The sequence below is a fragment of the Neobacillus sp. BF23-41 genome, from assembly GCF_041106275.1.
In genome coordinates, this window is the sequence record NZ_JBGBPR010000009.1 from 166,549 (window position 1) to 183,718 (window position 17,170).

The following is a 17,170-nucleotide window of genomic DNA, read 5'->3' on the forward strand; positions in this document are numbered from 1 at the left end:
AACTTTTCATGCTTTATTCCGGAATTAGCTCCAGATTTAATAGCCAGTCGGGAGACTGGCTAGGTAACTTTTATTCCCTATATCTAGCGGACCACCTAATTCCAACCCCGAAACTCTTTAAAATTACCATTTTTAATAAAACCCCTCCCATTTAATTATCCGAAGTACAACTTAAATACCGCCACCTATCCAAAAAGCCAGTCGCAAGACTGGCTAGGTATCTAATTTACTCAAATTATAGAAATAACTCTCCCTCATAGGCTCTTCCAGATACCTCTTTTAATAAGTCCTCATATTTACTGTCCACTATCCTAATTTTACTAACGACTTTTATAAATTTACGGTCCTCTCCCCATATAAAACCTCAAACCAACCAAAAAAGCCAGTCGCAAGACTGGCTCAGCCAAATAATTTACCCCAATTATAGAAATAACCCTTCCTCCAATGTCTTCCCTAATACCTCTTTTAATAAAACCCCTTCCTTACTGTCCACTTTTCCTAATTTACTGTCCACTTCTAACCAGTTACTGTCCACTCCCCTATAAACCCTCAAATCAACCCAAAAAGCCAGTCGCAAGACTGGCTAGGTAACTTTCTTTCTTCCCATCATGAATACGCTAAAATCCCCTCCCTCCACACCACAACCATATCCATACATCCCCAAAAAACCACAAAAAAACCCCTCCAGCGGCAAACTTATTGCCACCAAAGGGGTTCGACTTCTTTTTCAAAAACACTATATTTTTCGTTCCGATACGCCGAGGCGATTGATGGCACGCTGCAAGGCAAGCTCAGCACGTCTGAAATCGGTATGCTCAACTTGATGGTCTTTCAGACGCTGTTCTGCGCGTTCCTTCGCTCTTATGGCACGTTCAACATCAATTTCAGACGCAGTTTCCGCTGATTGGGCTAAGATAGTCACCTGATCAGGACGGACCTCTAAAATTCCACCGCTGACCGCGATAAATTCCGTTTTTCCGTCTTTTTTAAGACGTACGGAAGTAATTTCGAGCGGAGCCACCAACGGCATGTGGCCTGGGGAAATCCCCAAATCACCACTTGTTGCCTTGGTACTTACCATTTCCACATCTGAATCAAACACCGGGCCATCGGGAGTAACAATACTGACTCTAATCGTCTTCATTTTTTACCCTCCAGGCTCTGTTTAGACCTCTACACCCATGCGTTTCGCGCTCTCAATAACATCCTCAATACGGCCTACGAGACGGAAAGCATCTTCTGGAAGGTGGTCATACTTACCTTCAAGAATCTCTTTGAAACCACGAACCGTTTCCTTAACAGGTACATAAGAACCTGGCTGGCCAGTAAACTGTTCAGCAACGTGGAAGTTTTGAGATAAGAATACTTGAATACGACGCGCACGTTGTACCGTTAACTTATCATCATCACTTAGTTCATCCATACCAAGGATCGCGATAATATCTTGTAACTCTTTATAACGTTGTAATGTTGATTGAACTTGGCGCGCTACATTGTAGTGCTCTTCGCCAACAATATCAGGTGACAATGCACGAGAAGTTGAAGCCAAAGGATCCACCGCTGGGTAAATACCCATCTCAGAAAGCTTACGCTCAAGGTTTGTTGTTGCATCTAAGTGAGCGAATGTTGTAGCCGGAGCCGGATCCGTATAGTCATCGGCTGGTACATAAATCGCTTGGATCGATGTAACAGATCCTAAGTTTGTAGACGTAATACGCTCTTGTAATTTACCCATTTCAGTTGCAAGAGTCGGCTGGTAACCTACCGCAGATGGCATACGGCCAAGTAGCGCGGAAACCTCAGAACCTGCTTGCGTGAAGCGGAAGATGTTATCCATGAAGAAAAGAACGTCTTGTCCTTGCTCATCACGGAAATACTCAGACATAGTCAAACCAGTTAGAGCAACACGCATACGTGCGCCAGGCGGCTCGTTCATTTGTCCGAATACCATCGCTGTTTTCTTGATAACGCCTGAATCCGTCATTTCATGATAAAGGTCATTACCTTCACGTGTACGCTCACCAACACCGGCGAATACCGAAATACCACCGTGCTCTTGAGCGATGTTATTAATTAATTCCTGGATTAAAACCGTTTTACCTACACCGGCACCACCAAATAGACCGATTTTTCCACCTTTAATATATGGTGCAAGAAGGTCTACTACCTTAATACCAGTTTCAAGAATTTCAACTTCAGTAGAAAGGTTTTCAAATGTTGGTGCTTCGCGGTGAATCGAATCACGGCGCTCACTTGCTGGAATCTCAGCCGCAAGGTCAATCGTTTCACCCAATACGTTAAATACACGGCCAAGTGTTACATCACCAACTGGTACAGAAATAGGCGCACCAGTATCTTCAACTTCTATTCCACGAGTTAAACCATCAGTCGTTGACATCGCGATCGTACGAACCGTATCATCACCTAAATGAAGAGCTACTTCAAGGGTAATGTTGATACCAACTTCGGAAGCATTACTCGCTTTACTTGAAATTTTCAACGCATTATAAATCGCAGGCAGATGACCGCTTTCGAACTTAACGTCAACTACCGGACCCATAATCTGAAGAACGCGTCCTTTGCTCATCGTTTTCCCTCCTTACTTACTCTCTCGCAGAAACCACCACAAGCATTTTTATAAAAATGAACTCATTGTGGTCACGCGTCTTGTTCTATAATGAACAAAATGAGTGGGAACGGACATAGCGTTCCCTGCTCAAAATCTAGTCAAACCCGCTACATCGGGTTCATTTTTAAAATAAAGGTTTTATTCAAGTGCTGCCGCACCGCCGACGATTTCCGTGATTTCTTGGGTGATCGCTGCTTGACGGGCACGGTTGAAAACTAGTGTATAGTGATTAATTAGTTCTTTAGCATTATCAGTTGCATTTCTCATTGCCGTCATCCGAGCAGCATGCTCACTCGCTTTGCTGTCTAAGAGTGCTCCGTAGATCAAACTTTCAGCATATTGAGGCAGGAGAACTTCTAATATTTCTTCAGCAGACGGCTCAAATTCATAGGAAATGAGTTTGTTTGAAGTGGCTAAGTCCGATAACGGAAGGAGCTTCTTCTCCTGTACTTCCTGTGAAATGGCACTTACATAATGACTGTAATAGACATATAATTCATCGAAAGTTCCATCGGTAAACATTCCAACCGTTGCTCGGGTAATGTCTTGAATGTCAGAAAAGTTAGGCTGAGCTGGAATCCCAATTGATTCAAGGACCACATTCATGCCGCGTTTGACAAAAAAGTCACGTGCCATTCTTCCGATTGCAATGATCGCGAATTCATCATTCGATTTATGACGGCTTTGAATTGTTTGATAAACATGACGGAGAACGTTGCTGTTAAAACCGCCAGCAAGTCCGCTGTCAGAAGTCATAACAATATAACCGGTTTTCTTAACAGGTCGACTGGTCAGCATGGGATGATTTACTCCGCCTGAGCCAATTGCAATCGATGCCGTTACTTCTTGGATTTTTTCCATATAAGGTACAAATGCTTTCGCATTGACGACGGCACGATTCCACTTTGCAGCAGAGGTCATTTCCATTGCTTTGGTTATTTGACTCGTCTTTTTGGTTGAATTAATACGAGTTTTTATCTCACGTAATGAAGCCATAGGTTCTCACCACCCTTTTTCAAAGAATGTCTGGCAAGGACGTGCGGCACGCCTCACGGGGCCGCACACTCTCACCGTTCTAAATGTCAGACCCTATTATTCGGAAACTGCAAACGTCTTTTTGAAGGCGTTGATTGCAGAAGCCATATCGTCATCAGAAGGAAGATCCTTCGTTTTTGTAATATGGTCTAACAACTCTTTGCGGTTGTGGTCTAACCAATTAAGGTATTCTGATTCAAAACGACGGACATCCTCTAATGGAATATCATCAAGGAAACCGCGTGTTAATGCGTAAAGGATTGCAACTTGCTTTTCAACTGAAAGTGGCTTGTGAAGATCTTGTTTCAGAACTTCAACCGTACGTGCACCACGATTAAGTTTCGCTTGGGTCGCTTTATCTAAGTCTGATCCAAACTGAGCAAATGCTTCTAATTCACGGTATGATGCAAGGTCAAGTCTTAGTGTACCAGATACCTTTTTCATCGCCTTGATTTGTGCAGATCCACCTACACGTGATACGGAAAGACCAGCGTTGATCGCCGGACGAACACCGGAGAAGAATAAGTCAGATTGTAAGAAAATTTGTCCATCAGTAATTGAGATAACGTTTGTTGGGATATACGCTGAAACGTCCCCTGCTTGCGTTTCAATGAACGGAAGCGCAGTGATTGAACCAGCACCAAGTGTATCGTTAATTTTTGCGGCACGCTCTAGTAAGCGGCTGTGCAAGTAGAAAACATCCCCTGGATAAGCTTCCCGACCTGGAGGACGACGAAGCAGCAAGGAAAGCTCACGGTAGGCAGCTGCTTGTTTAGAAAGATCATCATATACGATCAATACGTGTTTGCCAGCATACATAAACTCTTCAGCCATTGAAACTCCTGTATATGGTGCTAAGTAAAGCAATGGAGCCGGTTGTGATGCAGATGCAGTTACAACGATTGAGTATTCTAGCGCACCGTATTTACGAAGCGTTTCAACCGCGTTACGAACGGTTGATTCTTTTTGTCCGATCGCAACATAGATACACACCATGTTTTGACCTTTTTGATTGATAATGGTATCAATCGCAACAGATGTTTTACCTGTTTGACGGTCACCAATGACTAACTCACGTTGACCACGTCCGATTGGCACTAGAGCGTCAATCGCTTTGATACCTGTTTGTAATGGCTCATGAACGGATTTACGAGCCATAACGCCTGGAGCAACTGCTTCTACTGGGCGTGTTTTTGTTGTATTGATTGGACCCATACCATCAACTGGTTGTCCAAGTGAGTTAACAACGCGTCCGATTAGTTCCTCACCAACTGGAACCTCCATGATGCGTCCTGTACGGCGAACCTCGTCACCTTCTTTGATTTCAGTGAAAGGTCCGAGAATGATAATACCAACGTTATTTGCTTCAAGGTTTTGTGCCATACCCATAACGCCGTTTGAAAATTCAACAAGTTCTCCAGCCATGACATTGTCGAGGCCATGAACACGTGCGATACCGTCACCGATTGAGATAACTGTACCGACATCAGTCACTTGAATTTCCGCCTGATAGTTTTCAATTTGCTTTTTTATCAGGGCACTAATTTCTTCAGCTTTGATGCTCATGAGTTTCACCCCTAATCTTTCGAATCTAACTTAACAATTTACGTTCTAAACGATCGAGTTTTCCTCTTAATGACCCGTCATATATACGATTTCCAATGCGAAGGCGGATACCGCCAAGCAGATTGGAATCTACGATATTTTCAATTTTTAGGGACTTTTTGCCCACTTTTGCTGCAAATACAGACGAGATTGCTTCGCGTTCCGCATCCGTTAATTCACGGGTGCTGTACACTTGCGCTTCGGCAATGCCCATCTCATCATTTGCCAGCTCTAAAAATTCATTTGCCACGTCAACGATTTGGTCTTCACGGTGGCGGTCGATTAAGATCAACATGGTATTTAATACATTTACATTAACTGTTGTGAAAGCAGCCTTAATGATCTCTTTTTTCTCCACAATTGAAAGCTTTGAAGAATTTAAGATATTTTTTAATTCAGGATTGTATTGTACAACTTCCTTCACTACACGAAGTTCTTCTTCAATAACTCCGAGCGTTTGAGTTTCTTTCGCAATTTGGAAAAGAGCCAACGCGTAGCGTTTTGCTACCATTGAGTTACTCATCGCTCTTCTCCTGCCTCTTTAATATATTCGTTAATGAGCTGCTCCTGATCTGCTGCAGTTAATTCTTTTTCAATTACTTTAGAAGCAATTAATACAGATAGAGAGGCAACCTGTTCGCGAATAGCGGCAACAGCTTTTTCTTTTTGCTGCTCAATTTCAAGCTTTGCTGCTTCTTTGATGCGTTCAGCTTCTGTACGAGATGCCGCAACGATTTCTTCACGTTGAAGTTCACCTTGCTTTTTGGCATTTTCGATTAAGTTTTGCGCATCATTACGTGCTTCTTTTAAAAGATTTCTTTGTTCTTGTAAAATCTTTTCTGCTTCTAAACGGCTGTTTTCTGCCGCACTAATTTCACTACCAATATGCTCTTCACGCGTCTTCATAATGCCCATTAATGGACCCCATGCAAACTTTTTGAGCAAGGCTAACAATACAAGAAAAACGATAAGCTGGAAGAAAATATCCCCAGTATTAATGTGGCCGCCGCCTTCAGCAGCAGTGGCTAATACTAAACTGTTTGTTAACACCCTCGGTTCACTCCTTTCAAGAGTTGCTTAACGATAGTAAAAACACATAAATGAATGGCGAGGATTTGTTGATCATCGCCATCTTGAATTTTCCTACTATTATCGGTTTAATACCATGAACGCGATAACTACACCGATAATCGGTAATGCTTCTACTAACGCAACCCCGATAAACATAGTTGTTTGAAGCAAACCACGATGTTCAGGTTGACGAGCGATACCTTCTACTGTACGTCCTACGATAAGACCGTTACCAATACCTGCACCTACTGCTGCTAAACCGATTGCGATTGCTGCTGCTAAAACACCAATTGATCCTGTCATTACTTTTTTCCTCCTTAAATGTATAAAACATCAATTAATTTTTTATTTTGTTCATGAAAATGAACGGTGTATTATTAATGGTCGTGACTCACTTTATGAGCCAAGTAAACCATTGTTAACATTGTGAAAATATAAGCTTGAATCGTACCAACGAAAATAGAGAACCCTTGCCATACCAATGTTAGTGGGACAGCTGCAATGGTACCAACTATTCCTTGATGTGCTAAGCCTGTTGCTAATAGTGATAGAAGCAACTCACCCGCGTAAATGTTACCATATAGACGCAGACCAAGAGTCAGCGTATTGGCAAATTCTTCAATGATCTTCAATGGGAATAAGAATTTCATTGGACTGAAGAAACCTTCTGCATAGCCTTTGACACCTTTTAGCTTGACGCCATAATAATGGGATAGTGCCAATACCATAACTGCTAGTGTTAAAGTGATGATTGGATCGGCCGTTGGTGATTTCCACCAAAGCTTTTCATCCACCACAATCGCAAATGGAAGACCTAACATATTGGATACAAAAATATACATAATTAATGTAATTCCAAGGATGTGGAACCTTCCGCCTTCTTTCCAATCCATCGTGCTGTTGATGATCCCTTTCACAAAGTCCATTACCCATTCAAAAAAGTTTTGCATCCCTGTAGGTTTCATTGCCAGCTTTCGTGTGGAAAGGACAGCAATTAGGAAAACAATTAGACTTGCTACTGTGATCATCAGCATATTTGCGCCGTTAAACCAAAGGCCCATAAATTTAAACTCTGGAACCTCATGATGCATGTAAACTCACCTCGCTTCCGCTTCATTTATGTACATGCAATGCATGGTAAAAATAATCTATCATAATGACAATATAGGATGTCATTAATCCTATCACTAAACTAATCATATCGAATTGCTCTGGGTATCTTAATGCGATTAACGCAGCAATTCCCGCCACAGCCATCCTCGAGAGCGAACCTAATGACTTGGGTTTTTTGCCCTCTGTTACCTTTTTATCAAAGCTCTCCGTCTTTCTAACTAGTATCCAAAGATTTAGATAACTAAAGCATGTCCCAAGAATCAGCCCTAGAAATATGGTTTGGTACGAGGTGAAGCCCCAGCCTAGAACATAAATGGACAACAAGTAAAAAATCCATTTGCGCTGCCTGTTGAACATTACTCTGAAATCTGGCATAGTTATTTATCTCCTGAATAGAAATGGCGGATTGAAAGTAGCATGGAATAGGTACCCGCTCCAAGACCTATAAGCAGACCGATTATTAAGAAAATTGGTTCGGTACCCCAATGCTGATCCAGCCATCTGCCTGAGAAAATACCTATTAGAATGGAACCTACTAATTGGGAGACAATTGCGGACATTAAAGCCATAGCTTGTAATGGTTTGCGGTTGTTTTTACTCATATAACACATCCTCACTCTGAGAGAATGTCAATCGGGCAAAAAGTAAAATCCATGACCTATATACTATCCTTAGATAGATTTATTTACATGAAAACCCTATCATTTACACCCTTAGTTAGCATACAATAGCACCATGTCAAAGTCAATGAAATTACGTGAATTATGCCACAAAGTATTTCCTGTAGTATTTTCCAATTTGGAATTTACTCAACAATCTTATTGTAGAGTAAATTGTGAAGGAATTTTGTTCATTTTGTGTCTATTTTGTGAACAATTAGAATTATACTAATGGTACAATATTATGAACTTTTATTATGATTTTGTTAAAAGGACCATGTCTTGGTGTGGACAAGGTCTTTTCTTAAAATTACTATTTAGTCTTCTTTCCTCTCAATCGTGATCATCCGTTCAATATGATCCTCTTTACTGGCCTTTTTGGCAAAAACCTTTATTAAATAGATCCCATCTGCTGGAAGCTGGTCGTCTGAGATGTCCTTGCGAATAAGTCCCTTTTTCACATTGGTAATCGTATCTAAATAGCCGACAAAACGATAATCCTCCGGGTTAAACAAGGCAATCCCAAATTCCTCCGCCCCGCCCGGCAAATACACCTCATAGCGGTACTGTCCTGGTTTGTCTCCTTCGGCAAAATCAAAGCCCATGACCCGTGGATAGTCGGGTTCCTCTAAAACATAGAGATAGGGAATGCGAACTGATGCACCGCCCGCCTGCAAGCGGAGGTACCCGTCGTGAATTTTCCCTTTAAACACCTGCGGGTCAACCGTTAACTCGACCGTTATGTCCTTTGTCTGCTGAGGTTCGAGCGTAAACGAAAGCGGCAGCCGCCATTCCAGTCCATCGACATACGGCGGGATATCAAACGAATAACGCTGGTCTTGCTGGCTTGTATTTTCGACATGCAGAAAGGCTTTATGGACGTCACTCTGTTCCGTAAATTTCCCAAACCGGATACTGCTTGGTGTAACGAGTGTGGTGGCTTGGATCGCTTCGTCGACCTGGATTCTGCCTGCCCCCTGTTCAAAGGTGCGGTAGTAGGCGGGTACCCTCTGTGCACCAAGAGTTCGGCCAGTGTTGGCGGCGGTCCGACGCCCAGCTCCGTTTGGAATGGTCGCCGTACGGTCAACGCTGTTAGACTTTGAGAGCGGTTTTGCCGTGTTCATCAGGGACGCTTTGATTTGTTCGGGTGTCCAGTCCGGATGGGCCTGCTTAATTAATGCACAGGCCCCAGCGACGTGCGGCGCAGCCATACTCGTCCCTTGGAGTGATAAATAGCCGCCTGGAATCGTCGAATTAATCGCTACTCCGGGCGCAACAATATCCGGTTTGATTTCCCAGGTCCCCGTCACCGGGCCCCGCGAGCTAAAGTCAGCGAGCCGGTCCGAATCCTCGCTGACCGTGACCCGTGCCGAGGTGATTTGTTTTTTTAAGGCTTTTTGTAAAATAACCCCATCTTCCTTCGAGATGGCCCCGACTGGGATCGACATTTGCGTATCGAGGTTTCCCATGAAACGGCCGCCGGTCATATTGTTGTAGATGAGCACCGCTTTTGCCCCTGCCCGCTTCGCATTTTCCGCTTTCTTTGAAAAAGTTAAGATCCCTCTTTTGATGAGGGCAATTTTCCCATCGACATTTTTCAATTCGTCTGGTCTGCCGATGCCACCATCGACAATGTCAGCGGAGCGGTCGAGCGACCACTTGGCTGAGCCTTCGAGCGGTTCAATCTGGAATTTATCCCGACTTCCTTCTATTAATAGATAGGGTGTCTCCAAAGTTGGGGTCGATGCACCTACCGATATCGCTTTGGAGGCGGTTCCAGGTGAGCCAACACTCCAAACATTTGGCCCGGAATTACCAGATGCCGCCACGGCAACGATTCCCCGATCGACGGCGCGGTTGAGAGCGAGGCTGATTGGCAGGTCGGGCCCGTTGATATCATTTCCGAGCGAAAGATTGACGACATCCACTTTATCCTTAATCGCCTGGTCAATCGCCGCGAGCACTTGCTCGGTGGTCCCGCCCCCGCCCGGCCCAAGCGCGCGGTACGCCACAATTTTTGCCTCCGGGGAAACGCCTTTTATTTTTCCATTGGCTGCAATAATACCGGCCACATGGGTTCCGTGGATCGTCGCCTTCCCGAGCGCCAGCGTTTCCATCGGATCGCGGTCGTTGTCAACCAAGTCCCGGCCTCCTGCATAATTGCGCTTGAGGTCGGGATGGGTGTAATCGACGCCCGTATCAATGACCCCGACCGTTACCCCCTTTCCCGTCAGCCGTTCATTTTTTTTATCAAAAAAACTGCGGACTTCTTCCCCACCAATAATTTTGACGCTTTCCTCGGTTTCGGCTTGGTAGGTAATAACCGGCGAGATGTTTTTGATTTGTTTATGGCTGCGGCCGATTTCGGCAAGTGTTTCTGCACTTCCTTCGACCGAGAATCCATCTAGCGCGTGGTGGAAAACACGGCGCAGCTTAACGCCTTTATAAGGTTTCATGAGTTGCTGGATTTCCTGATCGGTGTGTGGTTTGTCCAGGATTATAATGGCGGTTGTCTCCTGCGTGCTTTTGGTGATCGAGGGATGGATGAGTATTTTCGGAGTTTGAAAAGCTAGCAGTAACGCGAGTAGAAGTTTCATCGATAGATTTCCCCTTTTTCCATATCGTTTTCTTAGAGGGGCGAAAGTATGCACGACTATTTTGGGAAACGGGAATCGGGTATGCGTTGATTTCCTTTTCATCGAGCGGGCACAAAAAATAAATTGGTTCCAGTATGGATTTTCTCTTATTTAAGAAAAATAATTGGAGTTCCAAAACCGATTTTTTATTTCCCAAAAAACAATTCAGGCTCCCAATCTCATTATTTTTTCAAAATACAATGACCTATTTTTAATAAAACCAACAAAAAAAAGCCGAGTAATCTCGACTTTTTTTCAAACGGTATCTTATTTCGTTCCAAACAACCGATCTCCTGCATCACCAAGGCCTGGGACGATGTAGCCGTGGTCATTTAATTTCTCATCTAATGCAGCAATATAGATGTCCACGTCCGGGTGGGCTGACTTTACTGCTTCCACGCCTTCTGGTGCCGCAATTAAACACATAAATTTGATATGTTTCGCGCCGCGCTTCTTCAAGGAGCGAATTGCTTCAATCGCCGAACCGCCTGTTGCGAGCATCGGATCAACCACAATGAAATCACGCTCTTCTACATCACTTGGCAGCTTAATATAATACTCAACCGGCAGCAATGTTTCAGGGTCGCGGTATAAACCGATATGGCCCACTTTCGCAGCTGGGATTAATTTTAGGATGCCATCAACCATTCCGATTCCTGCACGCAAAATGGGCACAATCCCGATTTTCTTACCGGATAGAACCTTAGATTTCGCTGGACAAACAGGTGTTTCGATATCGATATCCTCAAGCTGCATATCTCTGGTAATTTCAAACGCCATCAGCGTCGCGACTTCATCGACAAGCTCGCGGAACTCCTTTGTTCCTGTGTTTTTATCACGTATGTAAGTTAGTTTATGTTGAATGAGTGGATGGTCGAAAACGAATACCTTGGCCATAATCATCGCTCCTTATTTTAAATAATAAACACTTCGTCTCATTTTACAGAAAAATAAGGCAATGAGCAAATAGAAATCAGCACTTTCAACTAGTTAGATTTTTCAAAAAAAATCGGCCTACGATAGGCCGATTCTCTGTTGCAAAAATAAGAAAGTATTAGTTTTTAAACATAGACAACTGTCTAGCTCCAGCGCCCTAGCGGCTAGTGTCCTTCGCTCTCCACCCTACGATAAGTCAACATCGAATCACCTTCGGCTCTTCGTGTTTCCTTTATCTCAGTTGGAGCGCTCCAGGCCATACGCCGCTGAACAGGGCGCTTGCGCTTTTCTTATTAATATTCTGGATAAAGAGTAAATTTGCTTGTTAATGCTTCGACACGACCTTGCGCTTCTTCAAGTTTCGCCGCATCTTCATGGTTTTTCAAGGTAAACGCGATAATTGAAGCGATCTCGTCCATATCCGCTTCAACAAAACCACGGCTTGTCACTGCTGCCGTGCCGATGCGGATACCGCTTGTTACAAACGGACTTTGTTGATCAAATGGAATCGTGTTTTTGTTAACCGTGATGCCAACCTCATCAAGGACCTTTTCAGCAACCTTGCCAGTTAATCCAAGCGTCGTTACATCCACTAACAAGAGGTGGTTGTCCGTTCCGCCGGATACTAACTTCAAGCCTTCCTTTTGAAGACTTTCAGCTAAGCGCTGGGCATTCGTGATAATCTGACCAGCATATTCTTTGAAGCTGTCCTGTAATGCTTCGCCAAACGCAACAGCTTTCGCAGCAATGACATGCATAAGTGGACCGCCCTGAATTCCAGGGAAGATCGATTTATCAATTTTCTTGCCGAATTCCTCTTTGCAAAGGATCATCCCGCCGCGTGGACCGCGTAATGTTTTATGCGTAGTTGTTGTAACAAAATCAGCGTACGGTACTGGGTTTTGATGCAATCCTGTCGCAACGAGTCCAGCGATGTGCGCCATATCCACCATGAGGTATGCACCGACTTCATCGGCAATCTCACGGAACTTTGCAAAGTCAATCGCGCGAGGGTACGCACTAGCACCAGCTACAATCATTTTCGGCTTGTGCTCGAGTGCTTTTGCACGCACATCATCATAATTGATGCGGTGCGTTTCTTGGTCCACACCATATTCAACAAAGTTATATTGAACACCACTGAAGTTAACTGGGCTGCCGTGTGTTAAGTGGCCGCCGTGGGATAAATTCATGCCAAGCACGGTGTCACCTTGCTCTAGAACTGTGAAGTAAACCGCCATATTAGCTTGTGCACCTGAGTGAGGCTGCACGTTCACGTATTCCGCTCCGAAGATTTCCTTTGCGCGGTTGCGGGCTAAATCTTCGACGATATCAACATATTCACAGCCGCCATAATAGCGTCGGCCAGGATAGCCTTCTGCATATTTGTTTGTTAAAACGGACCCTTGGGCTTCCATGACTGCTTCACTTACAAAGTTTTCTGAGGCAATTAATTCGATTTTTGAACGTTGACGACCTAATTCTTTTTGAATCGCTTGAAAAACCTGTTCATCGGCTTGTGGCAAATGCTTCATGACAAAAATCCCCCTTAATATGTAAGTCACTATAGATAATTTCGAAAATTCTTATTCATTTTAGCATGAAACACCCTCAAAATAAAAGGGAAACATTTTTCGGTTTTTAATTATTTTTTTACCTAATGTGGAATATTTTTATATATTAGAACTTTGATTTCCGAACGAAATTAATTTTTATCACAGTAACATTCGTGTTTTAATATAATACATCAAAATTTCCCAGCTAATAAAAAACTTTAATGATGGTGCCTGACACCAAAGTTTATTAAGAGCAGCTCGAGTTTTCCTGATTCCGTTCGTATACGGCTCTTGCGCCGCCGATCAGTTTCGGGCGTACTTTGGCGAGTGTTACATGGGCCTGTCCGATGCTTTTTTGCTTCACGCGGACTGGAACGGCGACATGTTTTAAGTGCATCCCGATGAGTGTGTTGCCGATGTCAATCCCGGCATCCGCTTTCACAAACTCCACTACAACCGCGTCTTCCATTGCTCCAAACGCGTAAGTGGCCATCGCCCCGCCTGCTTTACGGACAGGGACAACCGACACTTCATCGAACCGCCTTTCCTCGGCAACCACACGTTCGACTACCAAGGCCCGGTTTAAATGCTCACAGCATTGGAAGGCAAGCGTGATCCCCGTCTCCGCTTGAAGGTTTTTCAAACAGCGGTAAATCATTTCCGCCACTTCAACCGTACCAGAGGTGCCAATTTTCTCCCCAATCACCTCACTCGTACTACAGCCGACCACTAACAGCTGCCCTTGTCTTAACGCACCCTGCTCTTTGAATTCCGTTAAAATCGCTTCCAGTTCTTGTTCACACGTTTGAATCATACGCCTTGACCTCCACTAAAAAAGATTTCCAGTCCAGCCCGAGCTAAATTAGAGGTGCTTATCCTCGTATTCACCAATTTTTCCTATCCGGTTCGCATGACGGCCGCCTTCAAATTCACCCGTCAGCCAGATTTCAGCTATATCTCTAGCCAGGCCAGGGCCAATGACGCGTTCACCCATTGTTATGATGTTTGAATCATTATGAGCCCGCGTTGCTTTGGCACTAAACGTATCATGGACCAAGGCACAGCGAATCCCTTTCACCTTGTTAGCAGCAATACTCATGCCAATTCCCGTTCCGCAAATCAGAATCCCGCGGTCAAACTCGCCGCTCGCTACCTTCTCAGCAACTGGCAGGGCGTAATCGGGATAATCAACCGATGTTTCACAGTCACAGCCAAAATCCTCAAATTCGATTCCCAATTCGTTAAGTAATTGCGCGATTTCTTTGCGAAGATTCACTCCGCCATGGTCTGATGCTAATGCCACCTTCATGATAAAAACCTCCTCCATTCTATTTATCTTTTACAGACTAGCCCCAGCTCCTCGCCACTAGTGTCCGTCACGAAAAGGGGCTTTGCTTTCCTGATTAATTTTGACATACCGCCACAAAAATATAAAGTTTCAATAAAAAAATAAAAGCCCTCTTCGAAAAGAGAGCATCGTTTACTTTAGTTTTCCAATCGCTTTATCAATTAATCCATTTAGTTCACGAAAGGTTTCTTCGTATATGGCGAGCGGTCCGCCGTACGGATCGACGACATCATGATTGAAGCCTTCCCCGCTGTATTCCTTTAAGGTATATACCTTTTGACTCACATGAGGGTATTGCTGCAGAATGGCCAACTTATGTGAGGATGTCATCGTTAGGATGAGGTTGGCCCATTCGACCTCAACACTCGTTAACAAACTGGAACGGTGATTGTGCACGATCCCATTGTCCTCTAACACCCTTTTTGCATGTGTCGATGCCTCACTGCCGTTCGCAGCATATATGCCTGCCGACCTCACTTCGATCGTGTCGACTGCTTTATTTTTCAAAATTGCTTCTGCCATTGGACTCCTGCACGTATTTCCTGTACATACAAACAAAATGCGCTGCAATGTGTTTGCCTCCTTACAAGATCTTATGTAATTTATTTTATCACATTTAAGTTAGGGATTCGAAATGATTGGCCGATCCGCCCGTTAAAAGAAGGGAACGAGCAACTTTAAGCCAAAGGCAAGTAAAATAGCTCCACCAAGTGCCTCACTATATGACCCGACCCAGCCCTGCATCTTGCGGCCAAGCAGCAGTCCCGCCCATGTTTGGATGGTTGCCATGATTCCAAAACACAAAATAACCATAATCGTCTTCGCACCATAAATGCCTAAGGTAAGCCCTACGGAAAAACTATCAAGACTCACACTCAAGGCAAAGAGCAGCAAGCCGAACCCAATTGGGGAAATAACCTTCTCATCGCTCTTTTTGAGGGTGGACCACACCATTTGCACACCGAGTAAAATCAGCAGAAAACCGCCGATAAAGGTCGCAAAGGTACCAAACTTATCTGATAAAAATTTCCCAGCAATTAAACCAAGCAGTGGCATCCATACATGGAACAAACCGATCATGATGCCAATATTAATAATTTTCTTGAGCCGAAGTTTGTACATCCCCATGCCAAGTCCGACTGAAAATGCATCCATCCCTAGTGCAAACGCCATTAACATAAGAGTTACTATTTCGCCAACCATTTCAGACATTCGGACCCCGCCTCCTTGGACTAACTACCCTAGCATATGCACGTCCAAACTAATTTAGAAGTCCTGTTCGGGAACTGGAATATTGGCCGCTTACGTCTATTATACCGCTTCTTCCTCGTTTCTAATTCCAAAATTTGTTACATAATGGTGTTTGCGACCGCAAATAATTGGTGCCTGACACCAAAAAAATCGGTGCCTGACACCGAAAAAAAAAACACTAGTTCCCCTCACCGGAGAACCTAGTGTTTATTCAGCGATCAGTTTATTTCCAGCAGCTTTCTGAAGGCGGTTCATGATTGCATTTCCGACACCTTCGTTCGGAAATACCTCACTGTAAATGACATCAACCTTTTCTAGATTAAACCTTCGCAGCGTATCATAAAGCTCCGCGGCAACCGTCGTAAGTTCCGCCCGCTTCCCGCAAGCTAGTACCACATCCGCTTCATACACATCCGCCTGCTCTTCCGTTGTCAGCACCCCGACCCGCAACCCTTCCATCCGCTTTTCTTCCACTAAACGCTGGAGAAATTCCGCGGTGCCTGACACCATAAATAGAGGTGCATTCGGGGCGTAATGTTGGTATTTCATGCCCGGGGCTTTCGGCCGGGCCGCCTCGTCTGTTAATGCGGCATCGACACGTACTTCACCGAGCACGGCTTCAAGTTGCTCCTTAGTTACCCCGCCCGGTCTTAAGATAACCGGAATCGCTTCGGTGCAATCGATGACCGTTGATTCCACGCCAATTCCTGTTGCGCCGCCGTCGATCACACCAGCAATTTTCCCGTTTAAATCGTCCATGACATGTTGGGCCTTCGTTGGACTTGGTTTGCCCGAACTGTTGGCGCTCGGGGCAGCAATCGGCAGTCCACAACTTTTCAACAACGCCAGTGCGACAGGGTGGTCCGGCATCCTCACTGCAACCGTCGACAATCCCGCCGTGGCCGTTTCCGCTAGGACGCCTTCTTTCTTTTTAAAAATAATCGTCAGTGGTCCCGGCCAAAACGCATCCATCAACACTTCAGCCTTGTCGGGAACCTCAGTTACAAACGTGCTCAGCTGCTTTTTTTCAGCGATGTGGATAATTAGTGGATTATCACTCGGCCTTCCTTTGGCTGCAAAAATCTTCCCAACCGCCAGATCACTTTCCGCGTTCCCGCCAAGACCATAAACCGTCTCTGTAGGCAGGGCAACCACTTCGTTATCCCGTAAAAAATTCGCTGCATCCACAACCTGTGGATTATTTTCAAGATTATCCACATACTTATCCACTTTCCAAACCTTTGTGTTCATAATTATCCACCTTTATCACGAATGAGTCTTCTAGCGAAATTTGGCGAATTTAGTCACCTAGACTCATATTTTTAGCTCAA

18 protein-coding genes are annotated in these 17,170 nt (G+C 44.4%); all 18 read right to left on the reverse strand.

From position 1 onward, the window contains the following. Positions 1-736: 736 nt before the first annotated feature. Positions 737-1,144, reverse strand: coding sequence for a F0F1 ATP synthase subunit epsilon (locus tag AB7942_RS15655; protein ID WP_335438451.1), 408 nt, complete (start codon positions 1,142-1,144; stop codon positions 737-739). A gap of 21 nt (positions 1,145-1,165) precedes the next feature. Continuing rightward, positions 1,166-2,587, reverse strand: a complete 1,422-nt coding sequence (atpD, locus tag AB7942_RS15660; protein WP_335438452.1) for a F0F1 ATP synthase subunit beta — start codon at positions 2,585-2,587, stop codon at positions 1,166-1,168. A 180-nt stretch (positions 2,588-2,767) separates the two neighbouring features. Then, entirely contained in the window at positions 2,768-3,625 is an 858-nt protein-coding gene (gene atpG, locus AB7942_RS15665; protein ID WP_369447579.1) for an ATP synthase F1 subunit gamma, read from the reverse strand. A 96-nt stretch (positions 3,626-3,721) separates the two neighbouring features. Next, positions 3,722-5,230, reverse strand: a complete 1,509-nt coding sequence (gene atpA, locus AB7942_RS15670) for a F0F1 ATP synthase subunit alpha (RefSeq protein WP_335438454.1) — start codon at positions 5,228-5,230, stop codon at positions 3,722-3,724. Between the two features lie 25 nt (positions 5,231-5,255). Continuing rightward, on the reverse strand, positions 5,256-5,792 hold the full coding sequence (locus AB7942_RS15675) for a F0F1 ATP synthase subunit delta (RefSeq protein ID WP_335438455.1): 537 nt from the start codon (positions 5,790-5,792) through the stop codon (positions 5,256-5,258). Then, positions 5,789-6,319, reverse strand: a complete 531-nt coding sequence (gene atpF, locus AB7942_RS15680) for a F0F1 ATP synthase subunit B (RefSeq protein WP_369447580.1) — start codon at positions 6,317-6,319, stop codon at positions 5,789-5,791. Before atpF ends, AB7942_RS15675 begins: the two co-directional genes overlap by 4 nt. Before the next feature lie 99 nt (positions 6,320-6,418). Continuing rightward, positions 6,419-6,643, reverse strand: a complete 225-nt coding sequence (atpE, locus tag AB7942_RS15685) for a F0F1 ATP synthase subunit C (RefSeq protein WP_088090203.1) — start codon at positions 6,641-6,643, stop codon at positions 6,419-6,421. 74 nt (positions 6,644-6,717) lie between these two features. Then, positions 6,718-7,431, reverse strand: a complete 714-nt coding sequence (atpB, locus tag AB7942_RS15690; RefSeq protein ID WP_369447581.1) for a F0F1 ATP synthase subunit A — start codon at positions 7,429-7,431, stop codon at positions 6,718-6,720. A gap of 22 nt (positions 7,432-7,453) precedes the next feature. Further along, positions 7,454-7,828, reverse strand: coding sequence for an ATP synthase subunit I (locus AB7942_RS15695; RefSeq protein ID WP_088090205.1), 375 nt, complete (start codon positions 7,826-7,828; stop codon positions 7,454-7,456). A gap of 2 nt (positions 7,829-7,830) precedes the next feature. Continuing rightward, positions 7,831-8,055 (reverse strand): AtpZ/AtpI family protein, encoded by a 225-nt coding sequence (locus AB7942_RS15700; RefSeq protein WP_369447582.1) that lies wholly within the window; start codon positions 8,053-8,055, stop codon positions 7,831-7,833. A gap of 374 nt (positions 8,056-8,429) precedes the next feature. After that, positions 8,430-10,709, reverse strand: coding sequence for a S8 family serine peptidase (locus AB7942_RS15705; RefSeq protein ID WP_369447583.1), 2,280 nt, complete (start codon positions 10,707-10,709; stop codon positions 8,430-8,432). Between the two features lie 306 nt (positions 10,710-11,015). Beyond that, complete coding sequence (upp, locus tag AB7942_RS15710; RefSeq protein ID WP_088090210.1) at positions 11,016-11,645, reverse strand: uracil phosphoribosyltransferase; 630 nt, start codon at positions 11,643-11,645, stop codon at positions 11,016-11,018. Positions 11,646-11,977: 332 nt separating this feature from the next. Then, positions 11,978-13,219, reverse strand: a complete 1,242-nt coding sequence (gene glyA, locus AB7942_RS15715; RefSeq protein WP_098932381.1) for a serine hydroxymethyltransferase — start codon at positions 13,217-13,219, stop codon at positions 11,978-11,980. A gap of 268 nt (positions 13,220-13,487) precedes the next feature. Next, positions 13,488-14,054: a TIGR01440 family protein gene (locus AB7942_RS15720; RefSeq protein WP_369447584.1), complete on the reverse strand. Its 567-nt coding sequence runs from the start codon at positions 14,052-14,054 to the stop codon at positions 13,488-13,490. Between the two features lie 48 nt (positions 14,055-14,102). Continuing rightward, the gene (gene rpiB / locus AB7942_RS15725) at positions 14,103-14,549 is read right to left on the reverse strand and encodes a ribose 5-phosphate isomerase B (protein WP_088090213.1); all 447 of its coding nucleotides are present in this window, start codon (positions 14,547-14,549) and stop codon (positions 14,103-14,105) included. Positions 14,550-14,720: 171 nt separating this feature from the next. Beyond that, a complete protein-coding gene (locus AB7942_RS15730) occupies positions 14,721-15,158 on the reverse strand; it encodes a low molecular weight protein arginine phosphatase (protein ID WP_369447585.1) in 438 nt (145 codons plus the stop codon). A gap of 84 nt (positions 15,159-15,242) precedes the next feature. Further along, positions 15,243-15,800 (reverse strand): manganese efflux pump MntP, encoded by a 558-nt coding sequence (locus tag AB7942_RS15735; RefSeq protein ID WP_369447586.1) that lies wholly within the window; start codon positions 15,798-15,800, stop codon positions 15,243-15,245. Positions 15,801-16,046: 246 nt separating this feature from the next. Beyond that, a complete protein-coding gene (locus tag AB7942_RS15740) occupies positions 16,047-17,090 on the reverse strand; it encodes an L-threonylcarbamoyladenylate synthase (RefSeq protein ID WP_369447587.1) in 1,044 nt (347 codons plus the stop codon). Positions 17,091-17,170: the final 80 nt, after the last annotated feature.